Source organism: Rhodothermales bacterium (assembly GCA_039944855.1).
In the GTDB taxonomy this organism is placed as follows: Bacteria; Bacteroidota; Rhodothermia; order Rhodothermales; family JANQRZ01; genus JBBSMX01.
On sequence record JBDUXZ010000005.1, the window covers coordinates 287,707 to 305,386 of the forward strand.

Sequence of the window (17,680 nt, forward strand, 5' to 3'; positions counted from 1 at the left end):
GCTCGTCCCGGCTTTCCCCGACCCACGCCTAGCCCTATGTCCTCTCTCCCCTCCGCCGCACCGCTCGTCCCGGCACTGTGCTGCCTGCTCGCACTCCTCCCCCTCGCCGCCTGCGACGCTCCGCCGCCGACCCCGCAGGGCGGCGCGCTTCCCGACACGTCCGAGGCCGGCCCCGTAAAGGTCGAGCTACGCGACGACGACGGCCGCTACCAGCTCTACGTCGACGGCGAGCCGTTTTACATCAACGGCGCCGGGCTGGAGTTCGGCGACGTCGAGCGGCTGGCCGCGCACGGCGCGAACTCGTTCCGCACGTGGCGGACCGACAACGGCGAAGCCACCGGGCGGGAAGTGCTCGACCGCGCGCACGCGAACGGCCTCCTCGTCACGATGGGGCTCGAGATCGCCCGCGAACGCGAGGGGCAGGGCCGCGGCGTCTTCGGCTTCGACTACGACGACTCGACGGCCGTGGCCGCCCAACTCGAACGCGTCCGCGCCGAGGTGATGCAATACAAGGACCACCCGGCGCTCCTCATCTGGGGCATCGGCAACGAACTCAACCTCGGCGCCGAGAATCCTGCCGTGTGGGACGCAGTCAACGAGATCTCGGAGATGATCCACGAGATCGACCCGAACCACCTCACGACGACGATGCTGGCCGGGATCGGCCCTGAACTCGTCGACGATATCAAAGCGCGCGCGCCGGACCTCGACCTGCTCAGCATCCAGATGTACGCCGACATCGAGAACCTCCCGCAGCGGCTCGACGACGCGGGGTGGGACGGGCCGTACATGGTCACCGAGTGGGGCGCGACCGGCCACTGGGAGGTCGAGAAGACGCCGTGGGGCGCGCCCATCGAGAACAACAGCTCGGTCAAGGCCGACCTCTACCGCTCGCGCTACGAGACGGCGATCGCCTCGGACACGACGCACGGGCTGGGCTCGTACGTCTTCCTCTGGGGCCAGAAGCAAGAGCGCACCCCGACGTGGTACGGCCTGTTTCTCCCGACCGGCGAGGAGACTGAGACGGTCGACGTGATGGAGTCGCTGTGGACCGGGGAGATGCCGGACAACCGGACGCCCCGCCTCGAATCGGCCACGCTCGACGGCCGGACGGCGGATGACGGGATCACGCTCTCCCCCCGCCAGTCCGTCCCCGCTCGCGTGGTCTCGACAGACGCCGACGGCGACGCGCTCCGCTACGCATGGGAGGTCCGCGAGGAGCAGACCGACCTCAGCGAAGGCGGCGACGACGAGTCGGTGCCCGCGCTCATCCCCGACGTGATCGACGCGCCGGATTCCGCCGAGATCACCGTCACCGCTCCCGACGAGCCCGGGGCCTATCGCCTCTTCGTGTACGTGTACGACGGCCAGGGCCACGCCGCGCACGCCAACATTCCCTTCTATGTCGAGTGAGTCCCCAGCCCCCGCCGAACGCACATCCCCCGGCCGCACCGAGCCCCCCATCTTCGTAGGCTCTGCGCGCCGGCAACCGAACGCCCGCGCTGTCGAGGGCGACTTCGTCGACGTGGACGGAGAGGCGATGTACCGGATCGAGAATTACGACCGGATGCCGCCGTTCTTCATCTCGCTCGTGAGCGACGCGGACCACTGGCTGTTCATTTCCAGCAACGGGGCCCTGACGGCCGGGCGGCGAAGCCCGGATCACGCCCTCTTCCCGTACACCACCGTCGACAAGATCCACGACTCGCTCGACCTGACGGGCAGTAAGACGCTCATCCTGGCGACCCTGCACGACGAGCGTGACGGGAGCGGGGACGGCACAGCGCACGGGAAACAGCGGCTCTGGGAGCCGTTCTCGGACCGCTACGACGGCCTTTACGCGCTCCGGCGTAGCCTCTACAAAAGCCTCCAGGGCGACACGCTCCGCTTCGAGGAAGTCAATGAGAACCTCGGTCTCACGTTCGCCGTCACGTGGAGTACGAGCGAGCGGTTCGGGTTCGTGAAGCGCTCGGAGTTGGTGAACCACGGCGCGAGCGGCACTACGGTCCGCGTGCTTGACGGCGTACAGAACCTGATGCCGTACGGGATCAGCCGCGAACTGCAGACGTCGCGGAGCGTCCTCGCCGACGCGTACAAAAAGAACGAACGAGTCCCCGACACGACGCTCGGGCTGTTCACGCTCAGCGCGATCCCCGTCGACCGGGCGGAGCCGAGCGAGGCGTTGAAGGCCACGACGGTGTGGTCGGCCGGGCTGGAGCCCGATGCCCTCCTCCTGTCGAGCCGGCAGCTCGACCGCTTCCGCGCCGGGCACGCCGTCGAAACCGAGACGGCAATCCGTGCCGAGCGCGGGGCCTACTTCGTCTCTGCCACCCTCGACCTCGCCGCCGGGGCATCGCAGCGCTGGGACCTGGTCGCTGACATCGAGCAGGATGCGGCCGACGTGATCGCGCTCGCCGACGCCCTCGCCGACCCCGAGGCCCTGATAGCAGAAGTCCATGCCGACGTGGCGGCGGGCACCGAGCGCCTCCGTCAACTCGTGGCCGGGACCGACGGCGAGCAAGTCACGGCCGAGCCGATGACGACGGCCCGCCACCGCATGAACGTCCTGTTCAACATCATGCGCGGCGGCGTCTTCGACGAGGGCTACAGCATCGTCCGCGAGGACGTGCGCGCCTTCGTTGCGCACCACAATGCGGCCGTCGCCGAGGCCCACGCCGACCGGTTCGACGCGCTCCCGGAGCGGATCACGTTTCAGGCGCTGATGGAGATGGCGGCGGCCGGCGGCCCGCAGCTCGAACGGCTCTGCTCGTCGTACCTCCCGCTCAGCTTCAGCCGCCGCCACGGCGACCCGAGCCGCCCCTGGAACCACTTCACGATCGACCTCAAGCAAGCCGACGGGTCCACCAAGCGGGGCTACGAAGGCAACTGGCGCGACATCTTCCAGAACTGGGAAGCCCTCGGCCGCTCGTACCCCGGCTACCTCGAAGGGATGATCGCCACCTTCGTCAACGCCTCCACCGCCGACGGCTACAACCCGTACCGAATCACCGACGAGGGCATCGACTGGGAGACCATCGAGCCAGACGATCCGTGGTCGTACATCGGATACTGGGGCGACCACCAACTGATCTACCTCCTCCGGCTCCTCGTCCTCTCGCGCGCGCATCATCCGGGGCTGCTCGAAGGCCTGCTCTCGCGGCGGCTCTTCAGCTACGCGAACGTCCCCTACCGCATCAAGCCCTACGCCGATCTCCTCCGCGACCCGCACGACACAGTCGAGTTCGACGAGGCTCTGGAGCACGCCATCGAGCGGCGCGTGGCGGCCGTCGGCGCCGACGGGAAGCTGCTCTGGGATGCCGACGGCGCCGTCCGCCTCGTGACCCTCGCTGAGAAGCTGCTCGTGCCCCTGCTGGCGAAGCTGACCAACTTCATCCCCGAAGGCGGCATCTGGATGAACACGCAGCGCCCGGAGTGGAACGACGCCAACAACGCCCTCGTGGGCTACGGCGTCTCGATGGTGACGCTCTTCGCGCTCCGCCGCACTCTGACCGTCCTCCGCGACCTGTTCTCGGACGCACCGGAGGAGACCTTCACCCTCTCCTCCGAGGTCGCCGACCTGCTCGATGCGGTCTCGGGTGCCTTCGATCGGTTCGCGGAGTACGCAGACCGCACACTCTCCGACGCCGAGCGCAAAGAGGTCGTCGACGCCCTCGGCGAGGCGGGCTCGGCCTATCGCCAGACGCTCTACGCTGACGGCCTCTCGGGCGCGACCCGCGCCGTCGCCGTGGCCGACGTGCACGCGATGATCGACCGGGCGGAAGTCTTCGCCGACCACACGATCTCCGTCAACCGTCGTGAGGATGGGCTCTTCCACGCCTACAACCTGATGGCGGCCGACGCCGAAGGCATCTCGGTGAGCCACCTCTACGCGATGCTGGAGGGGCAGGCGGCGGCGCTCGATGCGGGCGTGCTCTCGCCCGACGCCTCCGTCGGCGTCCTCGAAGCGCTCCGCGCCAGCGCGATCTACCGGCCCGACCAGCATAGCTACCGGCTCTACCCGGACCGAGAACTGCCGAGCTTCCTCGAGAAGAACAACCTCCCGCCGGAGGCCGTCGAGGCGTCCTCGCTCCTCCGCACGCTCATCGCCGACGGCGACCGGTCCCTCATCGTGCAGGACGTCCGCGGTGGGGTTCACTTCAATGGTGCCTTCCGCAACAAGACCGACGTGCAGGCGGCGCTCAACGGGCTCCGTACGCAGGGCTACGCCGACGCCGTCGACCGCGAAGGGCAGCACGTGCTCGACGTGTTCGAGCAGGTCTTCGACCACCGCTCGTATACGGGCCGCTCCGGGACGTTCTTCGGCTACGAGGGGCTCGGCAGCATCTACTGGCACATGGTCTCCAAGCTGGCCCTCGCGGCGCAGGAGACGTTCCTCCGCGCCCACGCCGCCGACACCGACCCGACCGTGCTCCGCCGGCTCGGCGACGCCTACTACGACCTCCGCGCCGGGCTCGGCGTCGCCAAATCGCCCGAGGAGTACGGGGCCTTCCCCAGCGATGCTTACTCGCACACGCCCGGCGGCGGCGGCGCCAAGCAGCCCGGCATGACAGGCCAGGTGAAGGAAGACATCCTCTGCCGCTGGGGCGAACTTGGCGTGCTCATCGAGGACGGGCGCATCGTCTTCCGCCCGGCCCTCCTCCGCGCCGAGGAGTTCCTGACCGCCCCCGCCACGTTCCGCTTCGTCGATGTGGGCGGTGAGGACCAAGTGCTCGACCTCAACGCAGGGGCACTGGCGTTCACCTACTGCCAGATGCCTGTCGTCTACCGACGCTCCACCATCCCTGCGATTCGCATCGTTGGTGCAGACGGCACCGTCACCGAGGCGCAGGGCGACGCCCTATCTCCCGAGGTCAGCGACGAAGTCTTCCGCCGCTCCGGCGCGTTCACCCGGATCGAAGTCGACCTGATGCCGGGGCGCTGATCAGCACCCCGCATCGGGTTTACTCCGCGCGCTGATAGACGCGAACGTAGTCGACTTCCATCTGCTGCGGGAGGAGCGTCGTCTCGTCCGGCTGCCCCGGCAGGTTGCCCCCGACGGCCACGTTGAGCAGCAGGTGGAAGTCCTGATCGAACGGGGCTGGGAAAGGCGCGGTCTCCGGGGCCTCGGGGTCGTCGGTGACCGGAGGCCCAGCGGTGGTCCACTCGTTCTGCGTCGCGTAGAGCACGTTGTTGATGTACCAGCGGATCTCGCCGGCTTCCCATTCGAGTGCGAAGACAAAGAAGTCGTCGGCGTACGTGCCCGCTGCGAACTCGAAGGATTCGCCCGTGAAGACGTTGTTCGGGATGTCATCACCGTAGTGGAGCGTCCCGAAGATCTCGCCGGGCTCGCGCCCGACCGCTTCCATGATGTCGATTTCGCCGCTCTTCGGCCACGTTCCATAGACCTCTTCGGTCGAGAGCATCCAGATCGCGGGCCAGAGTCCCTGTTCCGGCCGCGGCAGCTTCGCGCGGATCTCGAAGCGCCCGTACGTCCAGTCGCCCATGCCTTTCGTGCGGAGGCGTGCGGAGGTATAGGTGGTGTCCACGACCGTCGTGTCGGAACCAGCGATCACCGTGTCTCGCTCGGTGAGGAACTGGCGCGCGGTGATGGTGAGAAAGCCATCGCTGACCTCCGCGTTCTCTGCCCGGTATCGCTGCTGCTCGTTGTTCCCCCAGCCGCAGAGGCTCGGGCAGCCGTCGCCGAGTTGCGCCTCCCACTTCGACGCGTCCAGTTCGGTCCCGTCGAACTCGTCGGCCCAGACGAGCGTCCAGCCCTCCGGCGTCTCCAGCGGGTCCGGGAAGGTCTGGTCGACCGAGTTGTCACAGCCGGTGCCGAAGGCGATCAGAACAGCGACGAGCGCGAGAGCGCGGGCAGAAGCGAAGGAGGATGACATCGTACTAAGTCCGGCAAAGTGGAATCGACTGGAGCGCCTCTCAGCGGCGTACAGCACTGATACCCGCGAGGCCCGTCACAGGCCTACGGCGTGGGCTGCCCGACGAAGAAGGGGAAGTTGGCCGTCGCGACGTTGTCGTGGTTGTCGTACACGTAGACGAACATGCGGTACGGCCCTTCCTTACGAGGTACGCGGATGGCCAGGGTGCCGTTCTCCTGGTTCACGACATCCAGTTCCACCGCGTCGGGCCGCGTCTCCGCGTCGCCGCCGGCGCGGATGTCGGTGCTCTCGGGGAGCAGCTCCCACTCGTAGCGCAGCGCCTCGCCCTCGGGGTCCGTGACGCTCGCCACGAACGTGGCGACCTCGCGTGGCTCGACATATACGTCGTTGAACGCCGTCTCCCCATTCGCCGTCAGGCTCTCCAGGCTCGGCGCCCGGTTTTCGGGCCACTCGCCGGTCCACATTTGCTGGAGCACGTCGGAGACTTCGGTCTCGTAGCCGCCCGGCGTGAAGATGCCGTACCACGTCGGCGTCGTCTCCTGTTTCTGACCCCAGAGGAAGACGTACGACCCGATGCAGTGCGACGAATCGGCGGCGATGCCACGCTCGTAGCGGAGGCGGTACATCTGCGCCTTCTCGCGGCTCGTCTGCTCGATGGGGACACCCCACGCCGTCTTCGGCACTTCCCAGTGGCCGTCGGGGCCCCACTCCGCGATGACGTACGGCCCGTCCCAACCCGCCCGCCGAAGGTTCGTGCCGACGTCGGGGCCCGCGTAGCCGTACGAGCGGAACGCCCGGCTCCCGCCGACGAGTTCGCCGTACGTGTTGATGCCGTAGACGTCGATGGCCGGCGCGCGTTCTTTGATGAGTTGCACCTCCGCCACGTCGAGGCCGGCGGTGACGTGCATCACCGGGTGGTTGGGATCCTCCTCGTGGATCATCTCCGCGATGTCGTTGAGCGCGTCCCAGACTTTGAAGTCCGAGTAGAAGAGGTCGTTCTCGTTGCCCAGCCCCCACATCAGAATCGCCGGGTGGTCCTTGTAGGCGCGGACGACTTCGCGGAAGCGCGCCAACTGCGCCTCGACGGCGCGCCCATCGTTGTAGTCGAAGCCCTGCCGCTCCTGGCCGGCCCAGAGCCCGAAGGTGACGCTGAGCCCCTTCGCGTGTGCCTCGTCGAGGACGGCGATTGCCTCGCCCGCCCCCCACGTCCGAATCGAATTCGCGCCGTAGGCGACTGCGCGGTCGAGGTACTGCTGCCCGCCGACGCCGCGGATGTAGTACGGTTCGCCGCCCCGGTACATCGTCCAGTTGCCCTCCGCATCCTGCCGAAGTTCGACGGGGATGGCCCCCTCGTTCACGAGAGACTCCGTGACAACGCCCGACGTGGCGGGACGCTCGGTAACGGACCGGTCCTCGTTGACCTGGGCTCGGACAGACCCGGCTGTGAGAAGGAGCGTGGTGAGGGCGAAAAAGGCAGAGACTCTCATAACAGATCGGATCGAGAAAGAACGGCGAGGCGACAGCGGCGGAGCTAGTAGGTGTCCACCAGCCGCACGTTGTCGATGAACACGTCCCCCTGCTCGTCCATAAAGAAAACGAGTTGCTTGACGTTCGACACGTCGAATTCGCCTCGTGTGGGGGCGCCCCCAACAGTCGCGGGACTGGCTGCCAGTTGGCGCCCACCGGGGCGAAGGTCACTCAAGGGGATCGTCACGGTCTGCCACTCCGCCGTGAACTGACCGGACGGGGTAGATCGGCCATCGAGCGTGGCCCCCAAGAACTGCCGGCTGTAGTCCTCCAGCCCGACGCGGATTGGGAGGCTGCTGGCCGTTCCCGATGGGAGGCGGATGTCGAACTGCACTGCGGCCCGCTGAAAAATCGGCGTCAGGTTGACCGGATACCACCGGTCCCAGCTCACACCCATCGCGGCCTCGTAGCACCCCTCCGGCCGGACGTCCCACTGCAAATGTAGCGCCGTAGATCCCGTCGACGGGTTGGCCTGCGTGGGCTCGATGGACTGGCACGCGTCGGTCACGAGCCCCCAGCCGTTGCTGTTGATGAACGCATCGTCGAAGAGTTGGATGGGGAGCGCCGTCGGGCTCGGGCGCGGCGCTTCGACGAGCCAGGGCTCCTGCTCCTGTGCCTCGTAGAACACCAGTTGGATGTCGTCGAGGTAGATGCTCCCGCTCCCCTGCAACTCCATCATGAGCTGCTTCACGTTCGTCGCGTCGAGGTTCTCCACGTCCATGTCGAAGGCCGACAGGGGCACGACCACCTTCTGCCACTCCTCGTCGATGAAGGTCCGCTCGAAGTACTTGTTGTCGGTGTAGGCGAACCCCATCCCTCCCGAATAGTCTTCCAGCGTCAGGACGATGGGCAGGCCGTACATCGTGCCTTCTTTGGAGCGGACCTGCATCTCGAAGGCGGCGTACGGGAGGAGCTGCGAGAGGTCTTTGCCGGCCCAGCCGTCCCACCCGAATCCGAGCCCGGCCCAGTCGCAGCCCTCGGCACCGCGGTCCCACGAGACCTCGACCGCGCGCCGCCCTTCGTAGACGACGTCCTGCGTGACGCGGCCCTGGGTGCAATTGGTGTCTTCCTGGAACCAGACCGTGTCGTCGTTCTGGTCCTCGTACACCACGGGCTCGACGGCGAGGGACAGCATCCGCGGGCGCTCCGGCACGGGCGCAGGCTCGACGCCGGAGTAGAGCACGGCGGGCTGGAACTGCACGCACGCGGGCAGCATCACGACCGCGACGAGCAGTGCGGCGGGGGCGAGCAGAGAAAGAGCGGAGCGTCGGGCAGTCATGGGCGCCGTGGGGCGGTGGTTAGAGTTGCAACGGGCCACCGGTGGTGAAGTTGAGATAGTCGATCCCGAAATCCACCGGCAGCGGCGGCGTGGGCTGACCGTTGTCATCCGAGATGAGCAATACACGGATCGCGACGATCTCCTCCGTCTGCGCCTGGGTGATAGCGGTCGCGCTCAGCGGCGCCGAGAACGCTTGCCATCCCTCCCCCTCGATAGGCTGGTCGAGGATCGAGAACGTAGCGTCCTGCCCATCTTCGTAGGCCCCTGACCCGTTCGTGTCGACCGCTAGCTGCACGACGGCAATCGTGTTCGGGCTGCCGAAGCTGTAGAGGAACGCGTTGAAGAAGAGGTCCTCCGGTACCGTAGTCGGGACGGGGAAGTAGGTCTCTCCGGTGATCGAGGCGTTGATGCTGATCAGGCCGATGAAGAACGGATCGGCTACCACCGGGCCACCGGTGCTGCGGAGCAGGTAGAAAAAATCGCCCTGCGCGGGCGGCACTTCGGCACTGCGGCCCGTAGCCGTCAAATCGAACTCGAACTCGAAATTGCCGATCATGATCGAGGGGCTCGCTTGCTCGAAGTCGGCGATGACGGTCACGTCGTAAGCGCGGGGGGTCACCACCTCGACGGTCGTCCGCAGGGTGTCGGCGTTTTCGTCATCGATGAGGAGCACGGCGTCAGCCACCTCCGTCTTGAACAGGGGGAGGTCGGTCGTCCCCCCGTTCCATCGGGCGTTCTCAGCCGACAACTCATTCGAGAAGCCCTCGATGCGCTTCACCGCCCCGCTCTCCTGCCCGGTGATCTCCAGCACCCACGCCACCTGCTTGTTGAACTGGGCCGTGAAGGTGACGAATTCACCCGCCGCGAAATCGACCTCCTCCTGGCTCGCCATGAGCGAATCGACGACGAAGAAGTCGCCGAAGCGGTCGGTGAGGTTGGGGCCTTCCGCATCGGTGACGTGGTCGCAGCCGGCGGCGGCGAGGCCGACGAGGAGGAAGAGGGCGGCGGCGTACCCCGTACGGGACTTCGTTGCAATCATAGCGGGCATCGGTCCGACGGATTAAAAGGACATGCTGTAGAGGGCGAAGATCTGGTCGAGGCTGTAGTCTTCGGCCGGGGTAGCGTCATCGCTGTAGTTGAAACGCTGGTACTGCACGGTGAGGTATATCCCCTCCTTGAAGCGGTAGCGAAGCCCGGCGCCCACGAGGGACTCCTGATCGTCTGTGACGAACTCCCCGGGGAAGTCGCGGATGTCGTTGAAGTTCTCTAGGAGGGGCACGTAGTCGCGCCCGCTCGACGAGCGGAGCTTCGTCCCGAGGAGCACGTCGAGCCGGTCGTAGACCTCGACCGACACCCCGGCCTCGACGAGCGTGGAGGTGAGATCGACCTGCTCGACCTCTTCCCCGCCGCGGCTCGTGTCTTCGTACTGGAGTCCGAGCGTCACGCCAAGCATCTTGTCCCAGCCGATGAGTTGGTCGACACGCACGTCGGCCTCGGCCCGGAGGAGGAGGAAGTCCTTCAGCTCGGTCGTGCCCTGCCCGCGAATCTCGCGCAGCACCGCCGTCGTGAGCGCGGCGTTGACCGGGCTCTCTGCCGGGGCGTAGGCCGCTTCGAGGCGCACGCCCCGGCGGTTCGGCGTCGCCCGCCCGTACGGGAGGACGTTGTTGTAGCGCGGGTCGTAGCGCATCAGCTGGTTCGCCACGCGGAACGTGTAGACGGCCGGGTCGCGCGTGAGGTCGAAGAGCGTCACACGCCGGAGGTCGCGCTCGTTGCCGACGCGGTTGTAGAAGCTGCGGGGACGCGTGTAGTCGACGCGCTTGCTCTGGGCGGCGACGCTGTAAAACTCCGGCCCCACGTCGACGAACATCGCCGAGACGTCGAGCCCCAACTCCTTGAGTTCGCCCCGCAGCCCGACCTCGATGAACGTATCGCTGTCGCGGACGAGGGTCGTATCCATCTCGACGAGCACGCTATCCACGAGCGATTCGGTCTCGGTCCGCTGCTTCACGACCGACCACCCTGTTTCACCGAGGAGGTGGACGGCGTAACGATCCTCGTCGAGCAGGGTCACGTCCGTGTCGAACGAGACGACGGAGTTGCGGATGCCCGTGTTGGCGTTCCCCGAGCCGAGGTCGTCCCACGTGTAAGCGAGGTTGACGCCGAGCCGGCCCTGCGACCGGTACGGCCCGAAGCGCGCCGAGGTCGCCCCGACCCGGCCGCCGCCGATGAACCGGGTGGGCGTATCCGTAAAGTTTGTCGCCCGGAGCCGGGCGAGGAAGCTCCGCACCTCGACCGCGTCGAGGCCCTCGTCGAAGGCGAGGCCGAAGTCGAGCTTGCCGCCCTGGAGCCGCCGCGTGTTGAAGCCGGTGTAGAACTCCTCGTAATAGATGATCTCCTTCTGCGGGACGAACACCTCGGGCTCGTTGACGGAGCCATCCTCGTCGGGCAGGAAGAGGGTGTACGGCGTCAGCGCCATGTCCATGTCGCCGACGCGGTAGCTAAGCACGTCGGCGATGATGCCGCGCGCCCACAGCTCGCGCACCTCGACTGTCACGCCGGACCCGAAGAACCCGCCGAACTCGTTCCGCAGCCGGACGACGCCCTGCACCTCGGTCACGTCGTTGGGCTGGCCGTTGACGGCGAGGTCGAGCACGAACTCCCCGTCGGTGAGGTTCTCCACGCTCGTCGTGTCGGTGTCGAGGAGGTCGCCGCCGATGCCGACTTGCTGGATGAGGCTACGGCCGAGGCCGTTGAACCGGATGCCCGGCCCCTCGTCGGCGTCGGGAGCCCCCTGCGCGAGGGCGGGCGCCGACGGCACCACGAGGGCGAGGACGAGCAGGCACGAAGGTAGGAGTGGCCTCATTCCGCAAGCGGGTTAGATGAATATCTTGAGCTCGACCGTCAACTCACGGCCTCGGTAGGTGTCAATCGCGAAGCTCTGGTCCTCGAAGTGCATCCACCGGTGGCGGACGTAGAGCCCCACGTTGGGCGCGATCGTCCAGTCGAAGCCGAGCCCGATGCCCGTGGCGTTCTGGTCGCGCGGCTCCCCGCTCTCGTCGTCGAGAGCCGTGAAGCGCCCGCCCTGGGCGTTTTCGAGGCCGAGGTAACCGGCCACGATGAAGTTGTTCACGAGTTCGTAGTAGATGTCGAACTCGTGGTACTGGACGAAGACGTACGTGTCGTCGTCACGCGGCACGCCGGTGAAGCTGCGGTTCGCCGAGCCGAAGCTGCCGAGGTAGAAGAAGTAGAGCGGGCGGTCGAGCACCTCCGCTCGCAGCTTGGCCTGGAGATCGACCGCGTGGTAGTACTTGCGACCCGGAGCGACGCCCGTGACCTGGTCCACGTCGGTCGTCTGGACGCGCTCGAAGACGCCACGGAAGAAGGAGAACTGCCGGGCGAAGGGCCCGAAGGAGGTCGCGCACACGGCCTCGGCGGGGAACGGGTTGTAGACGCGCGACACGGCCAGCCCGTTGATGCGGTGGACGTATGACAGCTCCGTCGTCGTCGGGGCGAGTTCGTGGGCGACGCCCCACCCGACGCCGAGCTTGGCCGGACCTGCCTCCCACGCCGTGTTGAAGTTGACGCCGCGCCGGTTGTGCGCGAGTTGGTTCACCTGCGTAATCGCCCCGCCCGTCGAGCCGGAGCCGGCCGTCACGGCGCAGCGCGGGTCTACGCGGAGGTCGGGGTTATTGCCGGTAGCAATCTCGCCGTTCTCGTTGAAGAAGTGCCGGCCGACCTGGTAGAGCTGCACGTCGAGCGGGAAGTACGTCATCGCGGCCGGCACGCGGGCGCGCACCATCAGCGCCTCGCCCCACGGCGGCGACAGGTCCGGGCTCTCGAACTTGCTCGCGCCGAGTTCGCCGCTCACGTTCACGCCTTTCACGTAGGTGTCGAACGAGACGGTGTGGACCTGGTACTCGCGCCGGTCGGTGCTCAGGCTGTCGAGCGCGCGGTAGCTGTAGATCCCGTTGTAGCCGACGAGGTTATCGCCGAAGGCCTTCTGCAACCGGCCGCCGGAGATGAAGCTGGGGAGCGCGCGCGCCTCGCCGTTGAAGCCGAGATAAGTCGGCACGTCGCCCGCCGGGTCCCCGTCCACGCCGGATTCGCTCGGGTCGGTGATCGCGCCCGGCAGGCCGCCGTTGGGCTGCGTCTTGCCCCAGAACGCGTCGAATCCAATCTCGCCGGGTAGCCGCCGTCCGTCGAGGATCAGCCCCTGGAAGGCCTGGTAGTTCCAGCGCTGGTCGCCGGGGTTCGCCTGTCCCGTCTCGTAGTAGCTGTTGTACTTCGCCAGGCCGTTCACGCCTTCCCACGGCGTCCGGTCGAAGATCGTAAAACGGTCCAGCACCTGGTAGACGCCGATCGTGAACGGGCTGAGGTTGTACCAGTGGATCCCGCCGGCTCGGACGCCGAAGGTGCCAACCTCCGTGCGGAAGTTGCCGTAGAAGTTGACGCCGAGGTTGAGCGAGACCACGTTGTTGACGGTCCCTTCTTCCCCATCGTACGGCGTGAACACGAACAGCTCGGTGCCGAAGCTCGACCGGCCGCTGGGCCGCCCGAGGATGTTGATGGAGAGCATCGGCTCGCGGTAGCCGTCGCCAACACCGTACGTCCGCTCGAAGGGGGCGAGGTTCGGGTAGGGGTCGGTGATGTCGCGGTAGTAGAGGAACAGCCGGTAATAGCCGAAGACCGTCAGCGGCAGCGGCCGTTCGCGCAACGCCGCCGTCGTGTCCTCGGCCGGATAGTCGCGATAGGTCGAGTCCGGGTCGATCGCCCGTGAGGCGAGGAGCCCCGGCGTTCGCTCGACGAGCGCCCTCGTAGTCTCCGAAGCGAGCTCAACGTTCGAGGTTGACCCCGTCGCCGCCCGTCCGGTAAGCCCGATCTGTGCAGCGAAGGTCCCCTCCCACTCCGCGTCAGCCCCAGCGATGTCCTGCGCAGCGGCCGGGCGAGACGCCCCGGCGGCCAGGCCAAGGACCACGGCCATCACTACGATCACCCCAGCCCCTCGGCTGGCGACGGCGCGGAGGCCGCCGCCAGCCGAGGCTGGACGAATACGTTGCCGGTACGGACGGAGAGGCTGCATCGCCATGAGAGGGACCCGGGCTCGTTATTTCAGCAGGACGAGGCTGCGCGTCTGCACAGCGGTTTCGCCCGTGACGCGGTAGAGGTACATCCCGCTCGGCAAGTCCTGCCCGTCGATCTCGAAGGTGTGCGGGGTCTGGGCCGCCAGCGTCCCCTCGTGCAGCACGCCAACCCGGCGCCCGAGCACGTCGAACACCTCGACGCGCACCGACTGCGCGCGCTCCACAGTCACGTCGAACCGCGACAGCGAGGTGAACGGGTTGGGGTACGCCCCGCCCAAAACGATGGCGTCCGGCAGGCCCGAGGCGTCCGACTCGTTCGCGACCGTCATCCCGGTACTGAACCCGATCTCGTCGAAGGCGAGGGCGAACTCGGGCCCGGCCGGGATCCCCCCGAAGGCGAACACCACGTTGATCACGCGCGAGAAGTCGAAGCCGTCGTCGGACCCGGCGTTCACCGAGTTGTCGTCGGCGAACGACGCCAGCGGGATCTGCACGAGCTCGTACTCGCTCCCGAGCGAGAGCCGGTAGTTCGCCTGGTACTCGTCCTCCGTCGCCCCCTCGTACACCCCGTCGCCGTCGGCGTCCTCCTGGAGGTTGATCTCGAGCGTCAGCGGGAGGTTCGACGCCTGCACCGTCGTCGGGCGGACGTAGAGCGTGAGGTACTCCGAGGCGCTCGCGTCGACGCCGGCGGCGAGGACGACGGCGGCCCCGGCGAAGCCCCCGCCACCGCCGGGGTTGATCCCGAGCGCGAGCCCGGTGTTCTCGGCGCCGCCGAGCCCGTCGATGGGCCCGACGCCGGCGCCGATCTCGGGGGCGCCGCCGGAGAACGCCGAGACGTTGGCCACGTCCCCGTCGTCGAACGTATCGAAGACCACTTGGGCCGAGGCCGTGTGCGGGACGACAGCAGCGGCGGTCAGCAGCACGAGCGCGGTGAAGGAGAGGTGCCGTAGCGAGTGTTTCATGACAGGAGAGAGGGCTTGGTGTGGTGTGACGAAACTGTTAAGGCGTTGGACAAGATAGCAGGCATGAAAACCTTTTCAAAGCGCTTCCATGAAGTTTGAGCGGGACGAAGCGAAAGTCACCCTCAGCCACACGACAAGATGCCCACCCCGGCGGCAGGGGTCGTACTTCCACCCGGCTATCTCCCACAATAATACGCCCAGCCTCGTTACGTGAAGCAGGGCTCCCGCAACACGCGCCACTCGTTCAGCCTGATGCCCGGCTCCGGCTAGCCGTCTCCCCCCTCGGCCGGCGACGCCGTCGACTTGCGGACGACGAGTTCGACGGGCGTGACGTGTCGGAGCGGCGGCTCCGCCCGCTCCTCGTTCTCCAGACACTCGGCGAGGCGGCGGATCGCGCGGTACCCGATCTCGCGCATGGGGACGTGGACGGACGTCAGCGGCGGCAGGGTGTACTGCGTGCTCCCGATGCCGTCGAACCCCGCCACGGCCATCTCCTCAGGCATGGCGATGCCGGCCTCGTGGAGCGCGCGCATGACCCCGATCGCGCAGTAGTCGTTCGCTGCCACGATCGCCGTCGGGCGTGGGGTGGCGCAGAGGAGGACCCGCGCCGCGCCGTAGCCTCCTTCGCGGGTGTACTCGCCCTGATACTCCAACCGGCTGGTGTCGGCAAACCCGGCCTCGGCCATCGCCGCCCGATACCCCCGCGTCCGCTCCTCCGCATCGCGCGCGTGGACGGGCCCTTTGATGAGTGCGATGCGGCGGTGCCCGAGCCCGAGGAGGTGCTGCGTGAGGGCGTAGCCCCCGCCGTAGTTGTCGAAGTTGATGACGTCGAAGGCGGGATCGTCGACGTAGGTATTGACGAAGACGACGGGGCCCTTGGTCTCGGAGATGGATGCGGCATCCCGGGGCTGGAGTTCGGGCGCCATGATGACCATGCCGTCCACGCGCTTGTCCATCGCCTGCATCGCGGCGTCGAACTCGTCGGTATGGCGGTGCGAGGTCGAGATCATCAGGAAGAACCCCGTCTCCTGCGCGGCCTCGTCGAGCCCCGTCAGGAACTCCGAGAAGAACTCGGCCCCGACGAAGGGCAGCAGCACGCCGAGCCCGCCGGTCTTCTTGCTGAGGAGGCTGCGGGCCACGAGGTTCGGCGTGTACCCGAGCGCCCGCGACGCGTCGAGGACCAGCCGCCGCTTGTCTTCGTGAACGGGGCACGTGCCGTTCAGCACCCGCGAGACGGTAGCGGTCGAGACACCCGCCCGGCGCGCAACGTCACGGATAGTGGCACTCATGGTTGGCAGTTTCTTGGTCCTGGATCCTGGATCAATACGCGGCCTAAACTACGCTAACCGCTCGCCTCCTGAAACGTCCCGCCTTCAGAGGCACCGCGAGTGGGGCCTCATTCCCGCTCGCCGAGCCCTTTGAGGATGTGCCACACGGTGAGCGCTGCCAGCTTCGCCGTCCGCCCGTCCGCGTCGAACGACGGGTTCAGTTCGACCACGTCGAAGGACGTGACGCGCGGCGAGCGGCCCATCACGTAGGCGGCGTAGAGCCACAGCGAGGCCGGCAACCCGCCCGCGTTGGGAGCGCTCACGCCGGGCGCGTGGGCCGCATCCACGGCGTCGAGGTCGAACGTGGCGAGCGTGGGCTTGACGAGGCCGATGCCGATGGAGCGGACGCGGACCTCGTTGAGGTTGCGCTGCCAGATCACCTCCCCGCCCCACTCGTCGATGAAGTCGAGGTGGGCGCGGGCGACGGCGTGCGGTTGCAGCCCGGCGACGGCGTAGCGGAGGCAGCGGCCGGAAGCGTGCTCGACGGCCTGCCGAAACGGCGAGCCCGAATGCGCCTGCCCGTCCTTCAGCGGACGCACGTCGGCGTGTGCGTCCCAGTTCAGAATCTCCACATCCTGTTCGGCGCCGACGTAGCCGAGGAAGTGGCCGAAGCTCGTCTCGTGCCCCCCGCCGAGCAAGATCGGCACGACGCCACCGGCGAGGAGCGGCGCGAGCACGTCGCCGAGCGCCCGTTGATCGGCTTCGACATCACCGGTGATGGGCACGTCGCCGAGGTCGGCGGTGTCGTCGAGGAGGTCAGCGAAGAGCCCGTGTTCGGCGTCGGGCGTGAGCCGGTAGAGCGCCTGCCGGATCGCGGTAGGACCGACCGCCGCGCCGGGCCGACCCCCATTGCGCCGCACGCCCTCGTCCGATGGGAAGCCGACGAGCGCGACCCGGGCGCCCTCGGCCGAGCGTCGCTGCGCGAGCCAACGGCCGAGGCGGGGATCATCCTCGGCGGTGTCGGGAGCGGGAACGTCAGGGGGCGTAAGCATGCGGGGCAAGATAGGGCGTCATGCGGGATTGGAAATTTCCTCGTCTAACCGCTCGACGCTTGAGATTGGTCACGCGGGCTTTTAGCTTCCCGCCTCCTCCGGGGACCCCTGCCCCGCACTCCTATAGTTTCCCTGACCCAACTCTCGATGTCCATTACCCGCTCCGCCGTCCTCCTCGCCGTCGTGCTCGTCGCGTCCGGCTGCTACCACGCCCGCATTGAAACGGGCCTCACGCCCTCTGCCCAAGTGGTCGAGAAATCCTTCGCCTCGGGCTGGATCTACGGCCTCGTCCCGCCCAGCACTGTCGAAGCAGGCGAGCAGTGCCCCAACGGCGTCGCGGTCGTCGAGACGCAGCTGAGCTTCGTGAACCAGCTTGTCACCGCGATCACGTTCGGGATCTACACGCCGATGCACATCAAAGTGACGTGTGCCACGGGTGGTACGTCCTCGCTCGCCGCCCCGGCCGAGTCTGTCGCCGTCGCCCACGGGGCGAGCGCCGAGGAGATTTCGGCGGCGTTCATGCACGCCGCCGACCTCGCGGTCGCGACCGAGCAAGCAGTGACCGTGCAGTTCGAGTAGCGCCACCACCCCGTTGGCGACGAGGCCGGGCGACGACG

Annotated in this window: 12 protein-coding genes; 3 read left to right on the forward strand and 9 right to left on the reverse strand. The window is 67.5% G+C overall.

Annotation, left to right across the window (positions count from 1 at the left end; all coding sequences use genetic code 11):
- Positions 1-36: 36 nt before the first annotated feature.
- Both ABJF88_03785 and ABJF88_03790 read left to right on the forward strand, forming a co-directional pair.
- Positions 37-1,413, forward strand: a complete 1,377-nt coding sequence (locus ABJF88_03785) for a glycoside hydrolase family 2 TIM barrel-domain containing protein (GenBank protein MEP0546028.1) — start codon at positions 37-39, stop codon at positions 1,411-1,413.
- Entirely contained in the window at positions 1,403-4,942 is a 3,540-nt protein-coding gene (locus ABJF88_03790) for a hypothetical protein (GenBank protein ID MEP0546029.1), read from the forward strand. Before ABJF88_03785 ends, ABJF88_03790 begins: the two co-directional genes overlap by 11 nt.
- 19 nt (positions 4,943-4,961) lie before the next feature.
- On the opposite strand, the gene ABJF88_03795 is transcribed toward ABJF88_03790, so the two are convergent.
- The 9 genes from ABJF88_03795 to ABJF88_03835 form a co-directional block, all read right to left on the reverse strand.
- Positions 4,962-5,894 (reverse strand): glycoside hydrolase family 16 protein, encoded by a 933-nt coding sequence (locus ABJF88_03795; GenBank protein MEP0546030.1) that lies wholly within the window; start codon positions 5,892-5,894, stop codon positions 4,962-4,964.
- An 83-nt stretch (positions 5,895-5,977) separates the two neighbouring features.
- On the reverse strand, positions 5,978-7,381 hold the full coding sequence (locus tag ABJF88_03800; protein MEP0546031.1) for a glycoside hydrolase family 2 TIM barrel-domain containing protein: 1,404 nt from the start codon (positions 7,379-7,381) through the stop codon (positions 5,978-5,980).
- A 44-nt stretch (positions 7,382-7,425) separates the two neighbouring features.
- A complete protein-coding gene (locus ABJF88_03805; GenBank protein ID MEP0546032.1) occupies positions 7,426-8,700 on the reverse strand; it encodes a glycan-binding surface protein in 1,275 nt (424 codons plus the stop codon).
- Between the two features lie 19 nt (positions 8,701-8,719).
- Complete coding sequence (locus tag ABJF88_03810) at positions 8,720-9,748, reverse strand: hypothetical protein (GenBank protein MEP0546033.1); 1,029 nt, start codon at positions 9,746-9,748, stop codon at positions 8,720-8,722.
- A 12-nt stretch (positions 9,749-9,760) separates the two neighbouring features.
- The gene (locus ABJF88_03815) at positions 9,761-11,563 is read right to left on the reverse strand and encodes a hypothetical protein (protein MEP0546034.1); all 1,803 of its coding nucleotides are present in this window, start codon (positions 11,561-11,563) and stop codon (positions 9,761-9,763) included.
- 12 nt (positions 11,564-11,575) lie between these two features.
- Positions 11,576-13,780 carry a hypothetical protein gene (locus ABJF88_03820; GenBank protein ID MEP0546035.1) on the reverse strand — a complete coding sequence of 735 codons (2,205 nt, stop codon included), beginning with the start codon at positions 13,778-13,780 and terminating at the stop codon, positions 11,576-11,578.
- 24 nt (positions 13,781-13,804) lie between these two features.
- The gene (locus tag ABJF88_03825) at positions 13,805-14,743 is read right to left on the reverse strand and encodes a T9SS type A sorting domain-containing protein (protein MEP0546036.1); all 939 of its coding nucleotides are present in this window, start codon (positions 14,741-14,743) and stop codon (positions 13,805-13,807) included.
- A gap of 266 nt (positions 14,744-15,009) precedes the next feature.
- Complete coding sequence (locus ABJF88_03830) at positions 15,010-16,032, reverse strand: LacI family DNA-binding transcriptional regulator (protein MEP0546037.1); 1,023 nt, start codon at positions 16,030-16,032, stop codon at positions 15,010-15,012.
- Between the two features lie 107 nt (positions 16,033-16,139).
- The gene (locus ABJF88_03835) at positions 16,140-17,063 is read right to left on the reverse strand and encodes a formimidoylglutamase (GenBank protein ID MEP0546038.1); all 924 of its coding nucleotides are present in this window, start codon (positions 17,061-17,063) and stop codon (positions 16,140-16,142) included.
- 147 nt (positions 17,064-17,210) lie between these two features.
- Between ABJF88_03835 and ABJF88_03840 the strand changes: the two genes are divergently transcribed.
- Positions 17,211-17,642, forward strand: coding sequence for a Bor family protein (locus ABJF88_03840; GenBank protein MEP0546039.1), 432 nt, complete (start codon positions 17,211-17,213; stop codon positions 17,640-17,642).
- The last annotated feature ends 38 nt before the right edge of the window (positions 17,643-17,680 follow it).

Bases quoted from the DNA above. Each gene is read 5' to 3' on its own strand.
- ABJF88_03795 (MEP0546030.1), bottom strand. From the start codon at position 5,894: ATGTCATCCTCCTTCGCTTCTGCCCGCGCTCTCGCGCTCGTCGCTGTT.
- ABJF88_03830 (MEP0546037.1), bottom strand. From the start codon at position 16,032: ATGAGTGCCACTATCCGTGACGTTGCGCGCCGGGCGGGTGTCTCGACC.
- ABJF88_03810 (MEP0546033.1), bottom strand. From the start codon at position 9,748: ATGCCCGCTATGATTGCAACGAAGTCCCGTACGGGGTACGCCGCCGCC.
- ABJF88_03825 (MEP0546036.1), bottom strand. From the start codon at position 14,743: ATGAAACACTCGCTACGGCACCTCTCCTTCACCGCGCTCGTGCTGCTG.
- ABJF88_03790 (MEP0546029.1), top strand. From the start codon at position 1,403: ATGTCGAGTGAGTCCCCAGCCCCCGCCGAACGCACATCCCCCGGCCGC.
- ABJF88_03800 (MEP0546031.1), bottom strand. From the start codon at position 7,381: ATGAGAGTCTCTGCCTTTTTCGCCCTCACCACGCTCCTTCTCACAGCC.
- ABJF88_03785 (MEP0546028.1), top strand. From the start codon at position 37: ATGTCCTCTCTCCCCTCCGCCGCACCGCTCGTCCCGGCACTGTGCTGC.
- ABJF88_03820 (MEP0546035.1), bottom strand. From the start codon at position 13,780: ATGCAGCCTCTCCGTCCGTACCGGCAACGTATTCGTCCAGCCTCGGCT.
- ABJF88_03835 (MEP0546038.1), bottom strand. From the start codon at position 17,063: ATGCTTACGCCCCCTGACGTTCCCGCTCCCGACACCGCCGAGGATGAT.
- ABJF88_03805 (MEP0546032.1), bottom strand. From the start codon at position 8,700: ATGACTGCCCGACGCTCCGCTCTTTCTCTGCTCGCCCCCGCCGCACTG.
- ABJF88_03815 (MEP0546034.1), bottom strand. From the start codon at position 11,563: ATGAGGCCACTCCTACCTTCGTGCCTGCTCGTCCTCGCCCTCGTGGTG.
- ABJF88_03840 (MEP0546039.1), top strand. From the start codon at position 17,211: ATGTCCATTACCCGCTCCGCCGTCCTCCTCGCCGTCGTGCTCGTCGCG.